The 18,009-nt window shown below is 70.9% G+C and carries 19 protein-coding genes; 12 read left to right on the plus strand and 7 right to left on the minus strand.

The window, feature by feature from the left end; genetic code table 11:
- Positions 1-262 precede the first annotated feature (262 nt).
- The 8 genes from ASF58_RS02720 to soxA all read left to right on the plus strand — a co-directional run bounded on the left by ASF58_RS02720 (position 263) and on the right by soxA (position 6,537).
- Positions 263-724: a (2Fe-2S)-binding protein gene (locus ASF58_RS02720; protein ID WP_055947009.1), complete on the plus strand. Its 462-nt coding sequence runs from the start codon at positions 263-265 to the stop codon at positions 722-724.
- A 10-nt stretch (positions 725-734) separates the two neighbouring features.
- On the plus strand, positions 735-2,924 hold the full coding sequence (locus ASF58_RS02725) for a molybdopterin cofactor-binding domain-containing protein (protein WP_055947012.1): 2,190 nt from the start codon (positions 735-737) through the stop codon (positions 2,922-2,924).
- Positions 2,924-3,235 (plus strand): cytochrome c, encoded by a 312-nt coding sequence (locus ASF58_RS02730; protein WP_055947014.1) that lies wholly within the window; start codon positions 2,924-2,926, stop codon positions 3,233-3,235. The genes ASF58_RS02725 and ASF58_RS02730 overlap by 1 nt, the downstream gene beginning before the upstream one ends.
- Positions 3,232-4,482 (plus strand): NAD(P)/FAD-dependent oxidoreductase, encoded by a 1,251-nt coding sequence (locus ASF58_RS02735; protein ID WP_055947016.1) that lies wholly within the window; start codon positions 3,232-3,234, stop codon positions 4,480-4,482. The genes ASF58_RS02730 and ASF58_RS02735 overlap by 4 nt, the downstream gene beginning before the upstream one ends.
- A gap of 83 nt (positions 4,483-4,565) precedes the next feature.
- Entirely contained in the window at positions 4,566-4,967 is a 402-nt protein-coding gene (soxX, locus tag ASF58_RS02740; protein WP_244477198.1) for a sulfur oxidation c-type cytochrome SoxX, read from the plus strand.
- On the plus strand, positions 4,964-5,440 hold the full coding sequence (locus tag ASF58_RS02745) for a SoxY-related AACIE arm protein (protein WP_055947020.1): 477 nt from the start codon (positions 4,964-4,966) through the stop codon (positions 5,438-5,440). Before soxX ends, ASF58_RS02745 begins: the two co-directional genes overlap by 4 nt.
- Positions 5,441-5,446: 6 nt before the next feature.
- Positions 5,447-5,767, plus strand: coding sequence for a thiosulfate oxidation carrier complex protein SoxZ (gene soxZ / locus ASF58_RS02750; protein ID WP_055947022.1), 321 nt, complete (start codon positions 5,447-5,449; stop codon positions 5,765-5,767).
- Between the two features lie 17 nt (positions 5,768-5,784).
- Complete coding sequence (gene soxA / locus ASF58_RS02755; RefSeq protein ID WP_055948681.1) at positions 5,785-6,537, plus strand: sulfur oxidation c-type cytochrome SoxA; 753 nt, start codon at positions 5,785-5,787, stop codon at positions 6,535-6,537.
- Positions 6,538-6,555: 18 nt separating this feature from the next.
- Here soxA and chrA read toward each other — a convergent pair whose 3' ends face one another.
- On the minus strand, positions 6,556-7,821 hold the full coding sequence (chrA, locus tag ASF58_RS02760; RefSeq protein WP_244477162.1) for a chromate efflux transporter: 1,266 nt from the start codon (positions 7,819-7,821) through the stop codon (positions 6,556-6,558).
- Positions 7,822-8,163: 342 nt separating this feature from the next.
- Here chrA and ASF58_RS02765 point away from each other — a divergent pair, with 342 nt between their 5' ends.
- The 4 genes from ASF58_RS02765 (at position 8,164) to ASF58_RS02780 (ending at position 11,785) form a co-directional block, all read left to right on the plus strand.
- Positions 8,164-8,391, plus strand: coding sequence for a hypothetical protein (locus tag ASF58_RS02765; RefSeq protein ID WP_055947024.1), 228 nt, complete (start codon positions 8,164-8,166; stop codon positions 8,389-8,391).
- A 351-nt stretch (positions 8,392-8,742) separates the two neighbouring features.
- Entirely contained in the window at positions 8,743-9,426 is a 684-nt protein-coding gene (locus ASF58_RS02770; RefSeq protein ID WP_244477163.1) for a TadE/TadG family type IV pilus assembly protein, read from the plus strand.
- Position 9,427: 1 nt separating this feature from the next.
- A complete protein-coding gene (locus ASF58_RS02775; RefSeq protein ID WP_082512789.1) occupies positions 9,428-10,105 on the plus strand; it encodes a TadE/TadG family type IV pilus assembly protein in 678 nt (225 codons plus the stop codon).
- A 24-nt stretch (positions 10,106-10,129) separates the two neighbouring features.
- Complete coding sequence (locus ASF58_RS02780) at positions 10,130-11,785, plus strand: pilus assembly protein (protein ID WP_244477164.1); 1,656 nt, start codon at positions 10,130-10,132, stop codon at positions 11,783-11,785.
- A gap of 54 nt (positions 11,786-11,839) precedes the next feature.
- Here the strand turns inward: ASF58_RS02780 and ASF58_RS02785 are convergent, their stop codons facing one another.
- Genes ASF58_RS02785 through ASF58_RS02810 form a run of 6 tightly spaced genes read right to left on the minus strand, consistent with a single transcriptional unit; the run spans position 11,840 to position 18,000 of the window.
- Complete coding sequence (locus ASF58_RS02785) at positions 11,840-12,631, minus strand: FCD domain-containing protein (protein ID WP_055947030.1); 792 nt, start codon at positions 12,629-12,631, stop codon at positions 11,840-11,842.
- 30 nt (positions 12,632-12,661) lie between these two features.
- Entirely contained in the window at positions 12,662-14,149 is a 1,488-nt protein-coding gene (locus ASF58_RS02790) for a M81 family metallopeptidase (protein WP_055947032.1), read from the minus strand.
- A gap of 29 nt (positions 14,150-14,178) precedes the next feature.
- Positions 14,179-15,426 carry a M20 family metallo-hydrolase gene (locus ASF58_RS02795; RefSeq protein ID WP_055947034.1) on the minus strand — a complete coding sequence of 416 codons (1,248 nt, stop codon included), beginning with the start codon at positions 15,424-15,426 and terminating at the stop codon, positions 14,179-14,181.
- A gap of 23 nt (positions 15,427-15,449) precedes the next feature.
- A complete protein-coding gene (locus tag ASF58_RS02800; RefSeq protein WP_055947036.1) occupies positions 15,450-16,163 on the minus strand; it encodes an ABC transporter ATP-binding protein in 714 nt (237 codons plus the stop codon).
- A complete protein-coding gene (locus ASF58_RS02805; RefSeq protein ID WP_055947038.1) occupies positions 16,160-16,948 on the minus strand; it encodes an ABC transporter ATP-binding protein in 789 nt (262 codons plus the stop codon). Before ASF58_RS02805 ends, ASF58_RS02800 begins: the two co-directional genes overlap by 4 nt.
- Positions 16,945-18,000 carry a branched-chain amino acid ABC transporter permease gene (locus ASF58_RS02810; RefSeq protein ID WP_082512790.1) on the minus strand — a complete coding sequence of 352 codons (1,056 nt, stop codon included), beginning with the start codon at positions 17,998-18,000 and terminating at the stop codon, positions 16,945-16,947. Before ASF58_RS02810 ends, ASF58_RS02805 begins: the two co-directional genes overlap by 4 nt.
- Positions 18,001-18,009 lie beyond the last annotated feature (9 nt).

The raw sequence follows: 18,009 nt of genomic DNA on the forward strand, positions 1-18,009 counted from the left end.
TTCTCTGATTTCTGTCAATCTGACGGTTGATGATGATGAATATTATCATAGTATTAAGAAAATATAGAAAGATTGCTAGATAGTCTGTCGAGGGTGAGTTCGAGCAATCCCGGGCCAGGACGCGACCCGCATGCGGTTTGTCGTGAGAAATCCCTGTGGACTTGGTCGACCACGCCACCGTACAACTATTCCAAAGACGGAGCCGCCGCCGCGGACATCTGGCGGAGCACGACTCACGACTGGGCAACACGGCAGGAAACGCATGATCCGTTTGAATGTGAACGGTGCCATCCGAGAGGTCGAGGCTGAGCCCGATACGCCGCTCCTATGGGTCATCCGCGAGCAGGCCGGCCTCACCGGCACCAAGTACGGCTGCGGCATTGCGCAGTGCGGCGCCTGCACGGTGCATATCGACGGCACGGCGGTGCGCTCCTGTTCGATGCCGGTCTCCAGCGTCACGCCTGACCAGAAAATCGTGACGATCGAGGGCCTGTCCAAGGATCGCTCGCACCCGGTGCAGAAGGCATGGGCCGAACTCGACGTGCCGCAATGCGGCTTCTGTCAGTCCGGAATGATCATGGCGTCGGCGGCGCTGCTGGCGCAGAACCCGCACCCGAGCGAGGCGCAGATCCGATCCGAGATCACAAACATTTGCCGCTGCGGCACCTACAACCGCGTCTTGGCCGGCATCAAGCTCGCCGCCGATGGCGGCCAGGCCGGTTGAGGAGAGAGCCATGAACGCCCTCGCGAACAAGCCTTCTCGACGTGCCTTCGTAGCCGGCGCGGTTGCCGCCGCCGGAGGCCTCAGCCTCGGATTCCATGTGCCCTTCCCCGGGGCCACCGCGCAGGGGGCTTCGCCGACTCTGGCGCCCGAGGTCAATGCCTGGGTGGTGATCAAGCCGGACGAGACCGTGGTGATCCGCATCGCCCGATCCGAGATGGGCCAGGGCACTCTCACGGGCCTCGCCCAGCTCGTCGCCGAGGAACTCGGCTGCGACTGGAGCAAGGTCGTCACCGAGTATCCTACGCCGGGCCAGAACGTCGCCCGCGGCCGGGTCTGGGGTGATTTCGGCACTGGTGGCAGCCGCGGCATTCGCGAGTCCCAGGACTACGTCCGCAAAGGGGGAGCCGCCGCCCGCATCATGCTGGTCGAAGCGGCGGCCCAGGGTTGGGGCGTCGCTCCCTCGGAGTGCCGGGTCGAGAAGGGTGTGATCAGCCATGTCGGCTCCAGCCGCACCACCACCTTCGGTGCGGTGGCCATGGCGGCGGCCAAGGTGACGCCTCCCAAGGACATCATCCTCAAGGATCCTCAGGACTGGACCATCGCCGGCAAGCCGGTGAAGCGCCTGGATACCGTCGAGAAGACCGACGGCAGCCAGGTCTACGGCATCGACCTCAACATGCCCGGCCTGCTGAACGCGGCGATCCGCGACTGCCCCGTCTTCGGCGGTACCGTGAAGAGTTTCGACGCCAAGGCCGTCGAAGGCATGCCCGGGGTCAAGAAGGTCGTCGCGATGGGCGATTCCGGCGTGGCAGTCATCGCCGACACGTTCTGGCGTGCCAAGACCGCTGTGGAGGCCCTGCCGATCATCTGGGATGAGGGGCCGAACGGGCTGGTTTCCAGCGAGACCATCGCGGCAACCCTGCGCGAGGGCCTCGAGGCCGAGGACGCCTATGTGGGCAACAAGGGCGGCGACGTCGCGGCCGCCCTGAAGGGCGCGGCCCGGGTCGTGGAGGCGACCTACGGCGTGCCGTTCCAGAACCACGCCACCATGGAGCCAATGAACGCTACGGTGCGCTGGACCCCGGAGCGTTGCGAGGCCTGGGCACCGACCCAGAACGGAGAGGCGGCGCTCGCTGCCGTGGCCGAGGCTGCCGGCCTCTCGGCGAAACAGTGCGACGTCTACAAGCTCCCGCTCGGCGGCGGCTTCGGCCGGCGTGGTGCGACCCACGACTGGCTGCGTCAGGCCGTCCTCATCGCGAAGGAGATGCCCGGGACCCCGATCAAGCTGATCTGGACCCGCGAGGAGGACATGACCCACGGGCGCTACCACCCGATCACCCAGTGTCGGATGCGCGCCGGGCTGGACGAAGCCGGCAATGTCACCGGGCTGCACATGCGCATCTCGGGGCAGTCGATCCTGGTCTCGGTGGCGCCAAACCGGATGGTGGACGGCAAGGATCCGGTGGTGTTCCAGGGGCTCAATGCCGGGGGCGCGGAGGCTGCGATCGGCTACGCGATCCCGAACATCCTGGTCGACCACGCCATGCGCAACCCGCACATCCCGCCGGGCTTCTGGCGCGGCGTGAACATGAACCCGAATGCCATCTATCTCGAATGCTTCATGGACGAGCTTGCTCACGCGGCCGGACAGGATCCCTTGGCCTTCCGGCTGAAGCTGATGGAGAAGCACCCGAAGCATCGGGCGGTGCTGCAGGCGGTGGCGGACAAGGCCGGCTGGGGCTCGAAGCCTCCCGCTGGCGTCCACCGGGGCCTCGCCCAGATGATGGGGTTCGGCTCCTACGTGGCAGCGGTGGCCGAGGTCTCCGTCGACGACGACGGGACGGTCAAGGTCCACCGCATTGTCGCAGCCACCGATCCGGGCCATGCCCTCAATCCGCAGCAGATCGACGCCCAGATCGCGGGCTCCTTCGTCTATGGCCTGTCCGCAGCCCTTTACCAGGAATGCACCGTCAAGGATGGTCGCATCGAGCAGACGAATTTCGACACCTACCCGGTGATGCGGCTCCAGGAAATGCCGGTGGTCGAGACGATCGTGATGCCGTCGGGCGGCTTCTGGGGCGGGGTCGGCGAGCCCACCATCGCGGTGGCAGCCCCCGCTGTGTTGAATGCCATCTATGCGGCCACCGGCAAGCGCGTGCGCCAGATGCCGGTGAAGAACACGGACCTGCGCCGGGCGTGATGCGCTTGGCTGTGGTCTCGGCCTGGTTGCTTGCTGGACCGGTCGGGCTTGCCCTGGCGACGGAGCGCCCGCCGCCGGGGGCGTCCTCCTGCGCCGGGTGTCACGTCGAGGGGGCCGCGATGGGGGCGATCGACGGTCGTCCGGCGGCCGAGATCGCGGCGGCGTTGGCCGAGTATCGTTCGGGTGTGCGCCCCGCGAGCGTGATGAGCCGCATCGCCAAGGGGTTCTCCGAGGAGGAATCCCGGGCGATCGCCGCCTACCTGTCGCGGCAGCGTCCGCCCGGTCCCGAGCCGAGCCAGGAGCGACCATGAGCCCGACCCGCCGCGCGCTCCTCGCCACTGGGGCAGCCTTCGCTTGGGCGCGGCCGGCTCCGGCTCGGGCCGCAGCGAAGGTCGTGGTGATCGGCGGCGGCTTCGGTGGCGCCACCGCCGCGCGCGCGCTCCACTCGGGCGGCCTCGATGTGACCCTGGTCGAGGTAAATTCGACTTACGTCTCCTGTCCGTTCAGCAACGAAGTCATCGCGGGGCTCCAGCCAATGGCGGCCCAGCGGTTCGGCTACGAGGGCCTCGCCCGTGCCGGCATCCGCCTCGTACACGCCGCTGCCATCGGCATCGACGCGGATGCCCGACGGGTGACGCTCTCAGACGGGACTGCTCTCGCCTATGACCGTCTCGTGCTCTCGCCGGGGATCGATCTGCGCTTCGACGCCATTCCTGGCTACGACGCGGCGGCGGCCGAGCGCATGCCCCATGCTTGGAAGGCGGGCGAGCAGACGCTGCTCCTCGCCAGGCAACTCGCCGCGATGCCCGAGGGCGGTACCGTGGTGCTGGCGGTGCCGGGCAATCCCTATCGCTGCCCGCCCGGCCCGTACGAGCGGGCGAGCCTGATCGCCCATGTGCTCAAGACCACCAAGCCCCGCGCGAAGCTGATCCTCCTCGACGCCAAGGACACGTTCTCGAAACAGCGCCTGTTCCAGTCGGCCTGGAAGGCACTCTACCCGACGCAACTCGAATACGTCCCTCTGGCAGAGGGCGGACAGGTCAGTGCCGTCGACACGGACGCCATGATCGTCCGTACCGACTTCTCGGACTACAAGGCGGACGTGGCGTGTATCATCCCGCCCCAGCGGGCGGGGCGGATCGCCGCCGTCGCTGGCGTCGCCGATCGCAGCGGCTGGTGCCCGATCGATCCCATGACCTTCGAATCCCGGCTGGTGCCCGGCATCCATGTCATCGGCGACGCGGCCATCGCCGGGGCGATGCCGAAATCCGCGTTCTCGGCCAACGCCCAGGCCAAGGTCTGCGCCGATGCGGTGATCGACCTCCTGGCCGGGCGCGCGCCCGGGACGCCGAAGCTGATCAACACCTGCTACAGCCTGGTGGCGCCCGGCTACGGCATTTCGATCGCGGGCGTCTACCACCCGGCGGGTGGCGTCCTCGCCGACGTGGAGGGCGCCGGCGGCATCAGCCCCGTCGACGCGCCGATGGCCCTGCGCGAGCAGGAAGCCCTCTACGCTGCCGACTGGTACCGCACGATCACCCGGCAGGTCTTCGGATGAGGCGGGTGCCCGGATGGGTGTGGATCGGCTGCACGATCCTGGCCGCTCGGGCGGAGGCAGGGGCAGAACCGGGTGCGGAGCCCCTGCGGCCCGTCGCCGTCGTCGACCGCGAAATCCCCGCGAGCCTGACCGGAGTGCCCGGCGATCCCGTGCGGGGCCGGGCCCTCGTGGTCGACCGCACCAAGGGGCTCTGCCTGCTCTGCCACGCAGGTCCATTTCCCGAAGAACGCTTCCCCGGCAATCTCGGTCCCGACCTCGCGGGCGTCGGTGATCGGCTCGCGCCCGGTGCCCTGCGCCTGCGCCTCGTGGACGGTCGGGTCTTGAACCCGGACACCATCATGCCTTCCTATTACAGCCTTGCAGGCACCAGGCGGGTCGGCGCGGCCTGGCGCGACCGGCCGGTGCTGGCACCTCAAGAGATCGAGGACGTCGTCGCCTTCCTGGCGACGCTACGCGAAACCCCTTCGGAGAGGCCGGCGCCGTGAGCCCGCAGACCCCCCACCGCCCGAGCCGACGCGGCCTCCTCGCCCTCGGGCCCGGCCTCGCCGCGAGCGTGGCCCTGCGCCCGGTGGCGGCCGGGGCCGCGATCCGCACCGAGAGCACGGCCGAGGCCATCCGGCGCTTCGCGGGCGAGGCCGAGATCCACCCGGGGCGCGTCCGCCTCGACCTGCCGCCGCTGGTCGAGAACGGCAATGCGGTGACGATCACCGTGACGGTGGACAGCCCGATGACGCCGGAGGATCACGTCCGCCGCATCGCGGTGTTCAACGACAAGAATCCGCAGCCGAACGTCATCACCGTATACCTAGGGTCGTGTCGAGGTCGCGCCACGATCGCGACCCGGATCCGCCTCGCCGACACGCAACGCATCACCGCCATCGCGGAGACCAGCGACGGCCGCTACTGGTCGACCACGGCCGACGCCATCGTCACCCTCGCCGCCTGCCTGGAGGGCTGAGCCGCCATGGCCCGCACCCTGATCAACGTGCCCAAGACCGCCCAGGCCGGCGAGGTCGTCACGATCAAGACCCTGATCTCGCACCCGATGGAGACCGGCTTCCGGCCGGGGGCCGACGGGCGCATCCGCCCCCGGGACATCATCACGGAGTTCACCTGCCTGTACGACGGCGAGACGGTGTTCCGGGCCGAGCTGTTTCCGGCGACGGCCGCCAACCCCTACCTGACCTTCACCCTGCGGGCGACGCAGACGGGCACGCTCACCTTCACCTGGCGCGGCGACAACGGTTTTTCGCAGACCGAGACCGCGACCCTGACGGTGACGTGAGGCGGCTCGCGCTCCTGATGCTCGCAGCCCTGGCGGCGGGGCCGGTGTGGGCGGAGGGGATCCCCGCGGCCGAGCGGCGCTCGGGCTTCGACACCATGAGCCCCGACATCCAGGCGATGCAGCGCGACGGGATGGCCAACCCGGCCCTGCTCTGGCTCGCGGACGGCGCCGAGCTCTGGGGCCGGGCGCCGGCCCCGGGCCGACCCGCCTGCGCCGGCTGCCACGGCGAGGCCGGGACCACGATGCGGGGCGTCGCCGCCCGCTATCCGGCCTGGGATGCCGAGACCGCGGCCCCCATCGATCTCGCGGGCCGGATCCAGGCCTGCCGGCGCCGCCACCAGGGCGCGGAGCCCTATGCCGACGAGAGCCGCGAGCTCCTCGGCCTCGCCACCTACGTCGCCGCCCAGTCCGCGGGCTTGCCGATCACGGTCCCGGACGATCCCCGCCTCGGCCCTGCCCGGGCGGCCGGCAAGGCGCTGTTCACGCAGCGCATGGGCCAGCTCGGCCTGTCCTGCGCCGCCTGCCACGACGACAACCACGGGCGCCGCCTCGGCGCGGCCCTGATCCCGCAGGGCCACCCCACCGGCTATCCGCTCTACCGCCTCGAATGGCAGGGGGTCGGCTCGGTGCAGCGGCGCCTGCGCAACTGCATGACGGGGATGCGGGCCGAGCCCTTCGCCTACGGCGCACCGGAGTTCGTCGCCCTGGAGCGCTACCTCATGGATCGGGCCGCGCCCCTGCCGGTGGAGACCCCGGCGGTGCGCCCGTGAGGGTCAGCGGAGTGAAGGTCAGCGGAGCTGGGCCAGCACGAGCCCGCCGGCCGCGGTGAGGAGGACGACGATCCAGGGGGGCGCCCGCCCCGCGGTGAGCAGCACGAAGGCCAGGACCGCGAGGGCGAAGTCGCGGGCATCGCCCACCGCGCTGACCCAGACGGGATCGTAGAGGGCGGCACCCAGGATGCCGACCACGGCGGCGTTGGTGCCGCGCATCGCCGCCTGGGCGCGGGGGCGGGCGCGCAGGCCGTCCCAGTAGGGCAGGGCGCCGTAGACCAGGAGCAGGCCCGGCAGGAAGATCGCCACCAGGGCGATGGCCGCCCCGGGCAGGCCGTTCGGCACCGGGCCGACCGCCGCGCCGAGATAGGCGGCCACGGTGAAGAGCGGCCCCGGCACGGCCTGGGCGGCGCCGTAGCCGGCGAGGAACCGGGCCGGATCGATCCAGCCGGGGCCGACCACCTCCGCCTGCAGCAGCGGCAGCACGACGTGGCCGCCGCCGAACACCAGGGCACCCGCGCGGTAGAAGGCATCGAACAGGGCGAGCCCCTGGCCCGCCGGACCCGCGCCGCCGCTCGGTGCGGGCAGGGCCGGTGCCAGGAAGGTCGGCCCCACCAGCAGCCCCGCGAACAGGATCAGCGCCACCGCGCCGGCCCGGCGCGAGACCGGCACCGCGAGGCGGCCGCCGGTGGCGGCGGGCGCATCCCGGCACAGGAGCAGCCCGGCCGCGGCCCCGAAGGCGATCGCCAGCACCTGTCCGACGGCGCCGGGCAGGAAGACGACCCCCATCAGCGCCGCGACGGCGATCCCGGCGCGGGGCCGGTCGGGGGTGAGCGCGCGGGCCATGCCCCAGACGGCCTGGGCCACCACCGCCACGGCCACGAGCTTGAGGCCGTGCAGCACGGCCTCCGCCCAGGGGCCCGTCAGGGCGCCCGCCCCGAGGGCGAAGGCGAGGAGGACCAGCGCGGAGGGCAGCGTGAAGGCCGTCCAGGCGGCGAGCCCGCCGAGGAGCCCGCCGGCCCGCAGCAGCCCGAGGGAGAAGCCGACCTGGCTGGAAGCCGGTCCGGGCAGGAACTGGCACAGGGCGACGAGGTCGGCGTAGCCCGCCTCGTCGATCCAGCGCCGGCGATGCACCAGCTCGTCCCGGAAGTAGCCGAGATGCGCGATCGGACCGCCGAAGGAGGTCAGGCCGAGCTTGAGGAACACCCCGAACACCTCGGCGGTCCGGCCGGCGGTCGGGCCGGGCCGGATGGCCGATGTCGGGGACTGAGCCTGTGGATTCACCCGTCGCTCCTGGTTGGCGGTCCGTCGAGCGGACGCCGTGCTGCGGGCCCTACATGCACCGGATCGGAGGCCGGAGGCCATCGCGGACACGGCTCGCGGGCCGCGGGTCGGCGAGGGCTCGGGCGCAGCGTCTCGGCCGGGATGCGCCGCCGGTGCGCCGATGCGGGCCCGACGTCCCCGGCGGAGGGCCGGAACGCCGGAGCGGAGCCGCGGTTGACGCGGCGCGGGACGTCGCGGGCGCGCCAGCGAAACCGGCGCGTCCGGGGCGGACACCCCACCCGGTGTGTGATGAAGACGGATCGAGGCCGAGCCCGTTCCCGGCAGAACGAAGAAGGGCCTCGGATGACAGCGCCAGGACAGAACTGGATCGAGACGCTCCGGGCGTTCGACGCCCGCATTCTCGCCGCGGAGGCGGCGGTCAGGGAGCAGGCCACGCGCGTCATGGAGGCCCTCGAAGAGCGCCACGACATCGCGGCGGCGAAGGCGCGCTTCACGGTTCTCCGGGAGGCCCTCGGCCAGCTCCGGCGGGAGCGGGATGCCTGGCGCGACGCGCTGGCGCCCCAGGACTGAGCGGCGCTTCGCTCGCGAGGCCCGCGCGATTCCAAGACCTGCGCGCTTTCAAGACCTGCGCGCTTCCAAGGCCCGCGCGATGCCATGGGGGCCTCGATGCCATGGCCCGCTTCGCCTCGGACGCCCGGGACGCGGCGTGCGGCGCAGTCTCAGGACGATCGTGGACGGATCGGCCGCCGGCGGGCCGGTGCTCCCTTCGGATGAGAGCGAAGACGCACGAAAGCAGAATTTCGAAAAACGGATTCATACATTGTGAATTGCTGGCCCGTATGCCGGTAGCACGTAAGCTTTCAAAAGCGGACCGTATGCAACGCCTAGGCTATAGAGTTCGTATCACAGAAAATTGTCCCGATGCGGTTCGATCAGAAAATCTCTCAAAAGATGGTTTTGAATCGTACAGGGCAAGTCCGCCAGCCTGAGACGACAAGGAAAGCCCTCGGCCTTCGGACCTCCCGTCCCTTCAGGTTGGTCGATCGATTCCGCTCGGACAGTCGCGGCGCGACGGCGGTCGAATTCGGGCTGGTCGCAATTCCGTTTTTCACGATGCTTGCGGCGATCATACAGATATCGTTCCAGGTCTGGGCAGCGCAGAACCTCGACTATGCCGTTCAGAAGGCGAGCCGATCGATTCTGACCGGATCGTTTCAGGTGGCCAATAGCGGGCAGCGGGACCCGGCCATTCTCCTGGGACGTCTGCGGGACAATCTCTGCAATTCCGGCGCGCTGATGCCGGCCTTCGACTGCCAGTCGATCAAGCTCGACGTCACGCTCAGCGCCTCCTACGGCAACGGCAGCGTGCCGAGCCCCTTCGACTCGAGCGCGGGCGGCTGGTCCCGCACGGCCGGGACGCAGTTCAACTGTCCGCAGCCGGGCTCCATCGTCATCGTTTCCGCGGCGGCCAAGTTTCCGGTGTTCTTCTCCTTCCTGAAGTTGAGCCCGAATACCTTCGCCGATGGATCCCAGCTGATGCAGTCGACGGCCGTGTTCCGGACGGAGCCCTACCAGACGACGTCAACCACCGGTTGCAACACCTGAGATGGGTTCGCCAGGCTCCTTCGCGTCACCCGCCCGGGTCGTCCACGCCATCCGGATCCGTGTCCGTTCGTTCGGGCGCGCGACCGGCGGCGTCTCGGCGGTGGAGTTCGCGCTGATCTTCCCGATCATGCTCCTGCTGCTGGTCGGCATCATCGAATTGTCGAATGGGGTCGACAACTGGCGCAAGGTGACCCTCCTGTCGCGCGCCGTCGCGGATCTCACGTCGCAGGGGGACAAGCAGAACCCGATGACGGATGCGGCGATGGCCGACATCCTGCGGTCGGCGAAGCTCATTCTGCGTCCCTTCGACACCACGAACGTCAAGATCGTGGTGAGCGCGCTGGGGGTCGACCTGAAGGGCTTCTCCCTGAGGCCCGTCGTCTGTTCGAGCGCCGCCACGGACAACGCCCAGGCGCGCGCCACCGGGCCCGCCTCCGACCTGAGCGTTCCGCAGGGATTCCAGGTCACCGGCACCCGCTACATCCTCGCGGAGGTGACGATGCCCTACGCGCCGATGCTGGGCAGCGCCCTGGTGAACCAGCTCGGCGGGACCAACGGTCGGATCACCCTGACCGTCAACACGCCCTGGCCGACCCGCGGCGGCCAGCCCTACGGGGTGAACCCCTACAGCGAGGTGGTCCTGCCCAAGGGAGCGCCATGCCCCGCCCCGGTGACCTGAATGCGACGGGCTGAGGAGATGATCGTGCGTCGTCCCGGATGGATCCAACGCTTCCTCGTCGATCGCCGCGGGAACGTCGCGGTGATCTTCGCGCTCGCGAGCCTGCCCCTGCTCGCCTTCGCGGGGGCCGCCCTCGATTACGGGACCGCCACGCGGATGCAGGCCAAGCTCCAGGCGGCCACCGACGCGACGGCCCTGAGCCTGTGCCAGACCCCGAGCACGACGACCACGGCGCAGATGCAGACCCAGGCGCAGGTCATGATGGCCGGCTACATGGGAGCCGCCGGCTTGACGGTCGACCCCATCAGCGTGACCACGAACCCGCGCAAGATCGTCCTGGCGACCCATATGAGCTCGCCGGCCCTGTTCGGCCAGCTCACCAAGACGCTGGACCTGAACCCCATCGCCTCCGCGCAATGCGCGACGCCGCTTCCGAAGACGTTCGAGATCGCCCTCGTGCTGGACACCACCGGCTCGATGAGTTCGAGCGGCGGCAGCATGACGAAGATGCAGGCCGCCCAGCAGGCGGCGAACAACTTCATCGACTACGTCCACAACAACCCCGCCTTCACGTCGGATACGCGGATCTCGATCGTTCCCTTCGCGGCGTCCGTCGCGGTCAACCCGGTCACGTACCGGAATGCGACCTGGATCGATAAGCTCGGCAAATCCTCCTACCACTGGACCAACGTGAGCGGCGCCACGGCGGCCGGGTTCACCAGTCGGTTCGGGATCTTCGATTCCCTCAAGACCGTCTCGTCCAGCTGGGGCTGGGGCGGCTGCCTGGAAACCCTGCCCTACCCGCTGAACGTCCAGGACGGGCAACCGGGGGCGAGCGCCGATTCCCTCTACGTCCCGATGTTCGCCCCCGATGAGCCGGGCCAGGGGACGACGTCCTACACGACGTATGCGGGGAACTACACGTTCAACAGCTACCTGAACGACGCGACGGGATCGAATTCCTGCAAAGCGGACAGCAGCCTGAGCTTCGCCGCGACCGAGTCGCGGGCGTGCAAGTACGTCAATCCCCAGGGGGCGGCGCCCACCGACAGCTCCTACCTCGCGTTGCCGAACGGCCCCAATTTCGGCTGCACCAGTCAGCCCCTGCAGCGGCTGACCAACGATGTCACGATCCTCAAGTCCCTGGTCTCGAGCCTGAAGCCGCAGGGCGCGACCAACATCCTCGAAGGCCTGATGTGGGGATGGCGCACGGTGTCGCCCAACAGCGTCTTCGGCGATGGCGGCTCCTACGCCTCGGCGAGCGTCAACAAGATCATCATCCTGATGACGGACGGGGCGAACAGCTGGAGCGACAACCCGTACGCGAACTACAACCAGACGTTCTTCTTCTCGATGGGGTATTTCAAGAACGCGGACGGCTCGACGCCGAACGGGCGCCTGCCGCCCAGCTATCAGAATCTCACGAGCACGACCCAGGCGCGCAACGCCCTGGACGCCCTGACCCAGACGGCCTGCACCAATGCCAAGACGGCCGGCATCCAGCTCTACACGATCGGCTTCAGCACCTCGGGGGATCCGATCGACAGCCAGGGCCTGAGCCTGCTGAACGGCTGCGCGAGTTCGCAGAGCCAGGCCTTCATCGCCAACACCTCGGACGCCCTGATCGCGGCCTTCGACCAGATCGGGAAGAGCATCGGAACGCTGCGCCTGACCCAGTGAGGACAGGCCGCCCGGGCCTCACGGACGGGGGGCCTTCGTCCCAGCTCTGTACTCTCACAGGCCCGCGCCGTTCGCGCCCCGGCGGCTCAGCAGGTCCTTGCGGAACTTGGCGTCAAGGCGCTGCATGAAGTGCTCGGCGCAGCACATGTGGTCGTGCATCTCGCGCCGGACGGCCTCGGCATCCTCGGCGCGGTAGGCGGCCACGAGGGCGCGGTGGCTGGCGAGGTTGTGGGCGCCGAAGGCCTCGTGCTCGGTGAGGCTGTCGCTGCGGAACTCCACGAGGTCGCGCAGCAGGCTGTTGAGGAACCGGCACATGAAGGCGAGGAGCGGGTTGTCGCTGGCGTCACACAGGATGTCGTGGAAATCGACCTCGACCACCCGGCCGACCCCGCGCTGGTCGCCGGCATTGGCGGCCTCGCAGGCGGCCATGTTCTCCTCCAGGCGGCGGAACTCCGCCGCGCCGAGGCGGCCGACCACGCTGACGCCGAGCGTCACCTCCAGGCTGCGGCGCAGGGCGTAGACCTGGGCGAAATCGAGCTCCTGGAAGTGCAGGAAGCGGCGCAGCTGCTGGGCGGCGGCGTCCACCGAGATGGGCCGGATCTCGGGGCCGCCGTTGGGGCCGGACTGCATCGTCACCAGACCCTGGACCTCCAGGGCCTTCAGGGCCTCGCGGATCGTGCCCTTGGCGCAGCCGTAATGCTGCATCAGGGCGCGCTCGTTCGGCAGGCGGTCGCCGGGGGCCAGGCGTTCGCGGGCGATCCGGTTGCAGAGATCCTCCGCGATCTGGTCCGACAGCTTGATCCGCCGCAGGGGCGCGGGCGGGCCGTCCGCCTCGGGCGTGGTCATCGCGGGATCCGGCTCATCGCGGGACCCGGCTCATCGGGGCGGCCAGGCCGCGTCGGCGTCGAGGGGGAAGATCGGACGGGCGAGCTTGGCGAACGGGAACAGCCCGTAATCGGAGCTGGTGACGCCCCGGCTCGCGCATTCCACCACCGCCCGGGCGATGGGCTCGAAGACCGGCCGGCAATACATCCGCGACTTCAGGATCAGCACCCGGGCCGCGGCCGGGTCGAGGCCCGAGCCCGTGAACACGCCGAGGTCCCAGGGCTCGTGCGGCTCCTCCGTGACGAGGATGCGGGCCGCACCCGTGTCGAGCACGGCCGCCCGGCCCATGCGGCAGCTCTGGCCCGTATAGGTCGGTCCGGTGATCACGTATTCCCCGGTGCCCAGGGCCGCCACCGTCCCGCTGACGGGGAGGGGGGCCTGGCGCGGGAAGCCCGGCAGGGGCACGCGGTTGCCGAGGCCGCATGCCACCGATGCGCCGACGCCCGCGGCGTGCAGGGCCGCCACGGCCTCCGGATCGCAGATCGGGCCGGCGAGGATGCCGTCCATCCCGGCCGCTAGGGCGGCGGCGAGGACGTCCATCACGTCGCAGGTGCCGCCCGACATGCAGTTGTCGCCGTGGTCGAGGAGGAGCACCGGGCCCTCCCCGGGGCCGGCCAGCGCCGCCTGCGCCGCCGCGATGGAGTCCGCCAGCGGGGCCTCCGCGTAGACGAAGTCCTCCCGGGCTTTCCAGAGCCCGGCCGCGAGGTCGCGGGCCGCCGCGTCGGCGGCAGCTTGCGTCTCCGCCGTGACCGTGACGGAGACGCCGGCCTCGGACAGGTCGGCCAGGGAGAAGCCGCCGAAGATCGTGGCGGCGAGGACGCCGGGACGGGCCTCCGCCGCCCGGGCGGCGGCGACGGCCGCCTGCATCGGGCCGGGCACGCGGGTGTCCATGCGCAGGGTGTGGGCGAGCATCGGCGGGTGCACCCAGGCCCGGCACGGGGCCAGGCCCCCGTCGAGCATCCGCCCGACGATGTCGGCGACGCGGGCGCCCGTCTCGGCCATGTCCACGTGCGGATAGGTCTTGAAGCCGGCGATCGCGTCGCAGTTGTCCACCATGCGGCCGGTGATGTTGCCGTGGAGGTCGAGGGCGACGCCGAGCGGGACGCCGGGCGCCAGGGCGCGGATCCGGGCCAGGAGCTCGCCCTCGCCGTCGTCGTGGCTCTCCGTCACCATCGCCCCGTGCAGGTCGAGCAGGATGGCGTCGCAGCCGGGGCGGACCGCGTCGAGGATCGCCGCGGCGAGCGCCGCGAAGGCCGCGTCCGCCACCGGCCCGCTCGGGTTGGCATGGGCCGAGACCGGCACCACGACGGTGGCGCCCCGCGCCTCCCCGAAGCGGATGAAGGCGCCCAGCGCCGTGGTGCTGTCGCGCCCCGCCGCCAGGGCGGCGTCGCCCCAGAGCGGGTTGAACGCCGCCAGCGGCGTCGCCAGCGGCGAGAAGGTGTTGGTCTCGTGGTTCACCCGGGCGGTGACGATACGCATCAGGGTCGCGCCTTGCTGGACATCGGGAATCAGGCCACGGGGGCGTGACGGGCGTCGTAGTCGAGCACCGCGTCGAGCAGGACCTGCGCGCCGGCGGCGCACTCGGACGGGGCGGTGGATTCGGCCGGGTTGTGGCTGAGGCCGCCGGCGCTCGGCACGAACACCATGGTGGTGGGCACCAGCCCGGCGACGTGAGCGGCGTCGTGGCCGGCGCCCGAGACCATGTCGCGGGTGGCGTGGCCGCCCTTCTCCGCCGCGCGCCGGACGCAGGCGATGCAGTCGGGGTCGAAGGCGACGGGGGCCGTCCGGGCGATGACCTGCAGGCGGGTCTCGAGGCCGACCGCCTCGGCGATGCGGGCCACGGCCGCTTCCAGGGCCGCCTCCATGGCGTCGAGCACCGCGTCCTGCGGGTGGCGCAGGTCCACGGTGAGGAAGACGTGGCCCGGAATGACGTTGTTGGAGTTCGGCGTCACCGTGAGGTGGCCGACGGTGCCCACCGCGTCGGGGGCATGCGCCTGGGCGACGGCGTCCACCGCCTCCACCAGACGGGCGGCGCCCAGGAGGGCGTTGCGCCGCATCGGCATCGGGGTCGAGCCCGTATGGGCGGACCGGCCCTCCAGGGTGACCTCGTACCAGCGCATGCCCTGCACGCCCTGCACCACGCCGATGGTGGCCCCCTGCGCCTCCAGGATCGGGCCCTGCTCGATGTGCAGCTCGAACATCGCGCCGAATGGCACGGAGCCCGCGGGCGCGGCGCCACGGTAGCCGATGGCGTCGAGGGCCGCGCCGAAGCGGGTGCCGGCGCTGTCCTGGCGGGCCTCGGCCCAGTCGCCGGCATAGATGCCCGCATAGACGCCGGAGCCCAGCATGGCGGGGGCGAAGCGCGCGCCCTCCTCGTTGGTCCAGTTCACCAGCAGCAGCGGCGCCTCGGTGACGTAGCCGGCCCCATCCAGGGTGCGCAGCACCTCGAGCCCGGCCAGCACGCCCAGCACCCCGTCGAACTTGCCGCCGGTGGGCTGGGTGTCGAGGTGGCTGCCCAGGGCGATGGGCTTCAGGTCGGGGTTCCGGCCGGGGCGCAGGGCGAACATGTTGCCCACCGCGTCCACCGTCAGGGTGCAGCCCAGGGCCTCGACCTGGGTCCGCAGCCAGTCGCGCACCCGGCGGTCCTCGTCGCTCAGGGTCAGGCGGGCGATGCCGCCGTCGGGGGTGGCGCCGATGGCGGCGGTCTCGGTCAGGGTGTCCCAGAGACGCTCGGCGTTGATGGTGAGGTTCGACATGGGTGTCCCGGAGTCCCTTCTGCTCACGCCGCCTTCACGCCGAGGAAGCGGTCGCGCGCCGCCTCGTCGGCGACGAAGTCGGCATTGCCGGCCGCGTAGGCGACGCGGCCGAGTTCGAGGATGTAGTGGCGGTCGGCCAGGCTCGTGCAGACCGCCAGGTTCTGCTCCACCAGCAGGATCGGGACCCCGGCGTCGCGGATGGCCCGGATCTGGGCGACGATCTCCTCGACGATGACGGGGGCGAGGCCCTCCACCGGCTCGTCGAGCATGAGGAGCTTCGGCCCGGAGAGGAGGGCGCGGGCGATCGAGAGCATCTGCTGCTCGCCGCCCGAGAGCTGCGCGCCCCCGTTGCGGCGGCGCTCCTCCAGGCGCGGGAACATCGCGTAGATGTCCCGCAGGCCCCAGGGCGAACCCTTGCGCACGGCGATGGCGAGGTTCTCCGCGACGCTGAGCAGGCTGAAGATGCCCCGGTCCTCCGGCACGAGGGTGAGGCCGGCCCGGGCGATGCGGTGGGCGGGCCAGCCCGCCACGTCGGTGCCGTGGAAGTGCACCCGGCCGCCGCGGGGGGGCAGGAGGCCGCTGATCGCCTTGAGCGTCGAGGTCTTGCCGGCGCCGTTGCGCCCGAGGAGGCAGACGATCTCGCCGTCGCGCACCTCCAGGCTGACGCCCTGGAGGATGTGGCTCTTGCCGTAGAAGCCCTGGACCCCGTCCAGGCTGAGGGCGACGGGGCCGCTCACGAGACGTGCGCCCGGGCCGGCGTGAGGTCGCCCGTGATCATGTTGCCGAGATAGGCCCGCCGCACCTCCGGGTCGTCGCGGACCCGGGCCGGCGGACCCTCCACCAGCACGCGGCCGGCGCGCATCACCGTCACGGTGTCGGAGATGTTCATGACGATGCCCATGTTGTGCTCGATGAACAGGACGGTGTGGTCGCGGCCGAGATCGCGGATCAGCGCCGTCATGGCGGCGATGTCGTCGATGCCCATGCCGGAGGTCGGCTCGTCGAGGAGGATGACCTTCGGCGCCGCCGCCATCGCCATCCCGACCTCCAGGCGCCGCTGCTGGCCGTGCGAGAGCGCGCCGGCGGCGCGCAGGGCCACCCGGGTGAGGTCGAGGCGCTCCAGCATCGTCTCGGCCATGGCCAGCGCCGGCCGGTTGGCCTCGGCTCGGCGCCAGGGGGCGAGGGCCTGCCAGGGCGTCTTGCCCTGCGCGGCCAGCCGCAGGTTTTCGCGGACGCTGAGCGTCGGGAAGAGGCTGGTGACCTGAAACGAGCGGGCGAGGCCGAGGCGCACGCGCTCGTGGTCGGCCGTGCGGGTGATGTCCCGGCCCGCCAGGGCGATGCGCCCGGCCGAGGGCGCGATCCGGCCGGTCAGCGCGTGGAACAGGGTCGTCTTGCCGGCGCCGTTCGGGCCGATGATCGAGTGGACGCTGTTCTCGGCGATGCGCAGGGTCACGTCCTGGAGGGCGACGAAGCTGCCGTAGCGGACGCCCAGGGCGTCGGTGGCGAGGATCGGTGCGCTCATCGGGCGACCTCCGGTGCCCGGCCGGCGTCGGACGCGGGGAGAGCCTCCGCCACGGGAGCGACCGCGGGATCGGTCACCACGGGCCGGTCCGGCGCCGGGCCGTCGGGCGGCGGCGCCCGCGTCACGAGGGCGACGGCGTGCTCGATCAGGCCCCAGAGGCCGCGCTGCAGGAACAGCGTGATGACGATGAGGAGGAGCCCCAGGAGGAGGAGCCAGCGTGGCCAGATCGCCGAGAGGGCATCGGCGGCGAGCAGGTAGGCGCCGGCCCCGAGGAGCGAGGCGAACAGGTTCGCGCTGCCGCCGACGATCGTCATGATCAGCAGGGTCTCGCTGGTGTGGTAGTCGATGTTCGAGAGGGGCGCGACGCCGATCAGCATGGCGTGGAGCGCGCCCGCGAAGGCCGTCACCGCCCCGGAGATCGCGAAGGCCGCGACCTTGAAGGCCCGAACCGGATAGCCGATCGCCCCGGCCCGGCCCTCGTTGTCGCGGATGGCGAGCAGGGTGCGCCCGAAGGTCGAGAGCGCGACCCGCTGCAGGGCGGCGAAGAGTCCGAGGAAGAGCACGGCCACGAAGGCGTAGTAGGTCCAGGGATCGGACAGGACCGTGCCGGCGAGGCGCGGGCGCGGGATGTCGAGCAGGCCGTTGTCGCCGCCCGTGAGGCCGCTGAAGGTGTAGGCCAGGAAGTAGAACATCTGCGAGAAGGCCAGGGTCAGCATCACGAAGTAGACGCCCTGGCGCCGGATCGAGACCCAGCCCACGGCGGCCGCCACCAGCGCCCCCAGGGCCAGCGACAGCAGCAGCATGACGGGGGCGGGCAGGCCGGCCCGGACGAGGCCGAGCCCGGCGACGTAGCTGCCGAGGCCGAAGAAGATGCCCTGGCCGAAGGAGAGCAGGCCGGTATAGCCCAGCAGCAGATTGCAGGCGGCGACCGCCAGCCCGTAGATCAGGATCTCGCTGGCCAGCGTGCCGGAGCGCATCACGAGGGGCAGGATCAGCACGGCGGCCAGCGCGAGGCCGAACTGCACCAGGGGCCTGTCGAGCAGGGGAATCATCGCGAGCGC

It is taken from the genome of Methylobacterium sp. Leaf125 (assembly GCF_001423085.1).
Classification (GTDB): Bacteria; Pseudomonadota; Alphaproteobacteria; order Rhizobiales; family Beijerinckiaceae; genus Methylobacterium.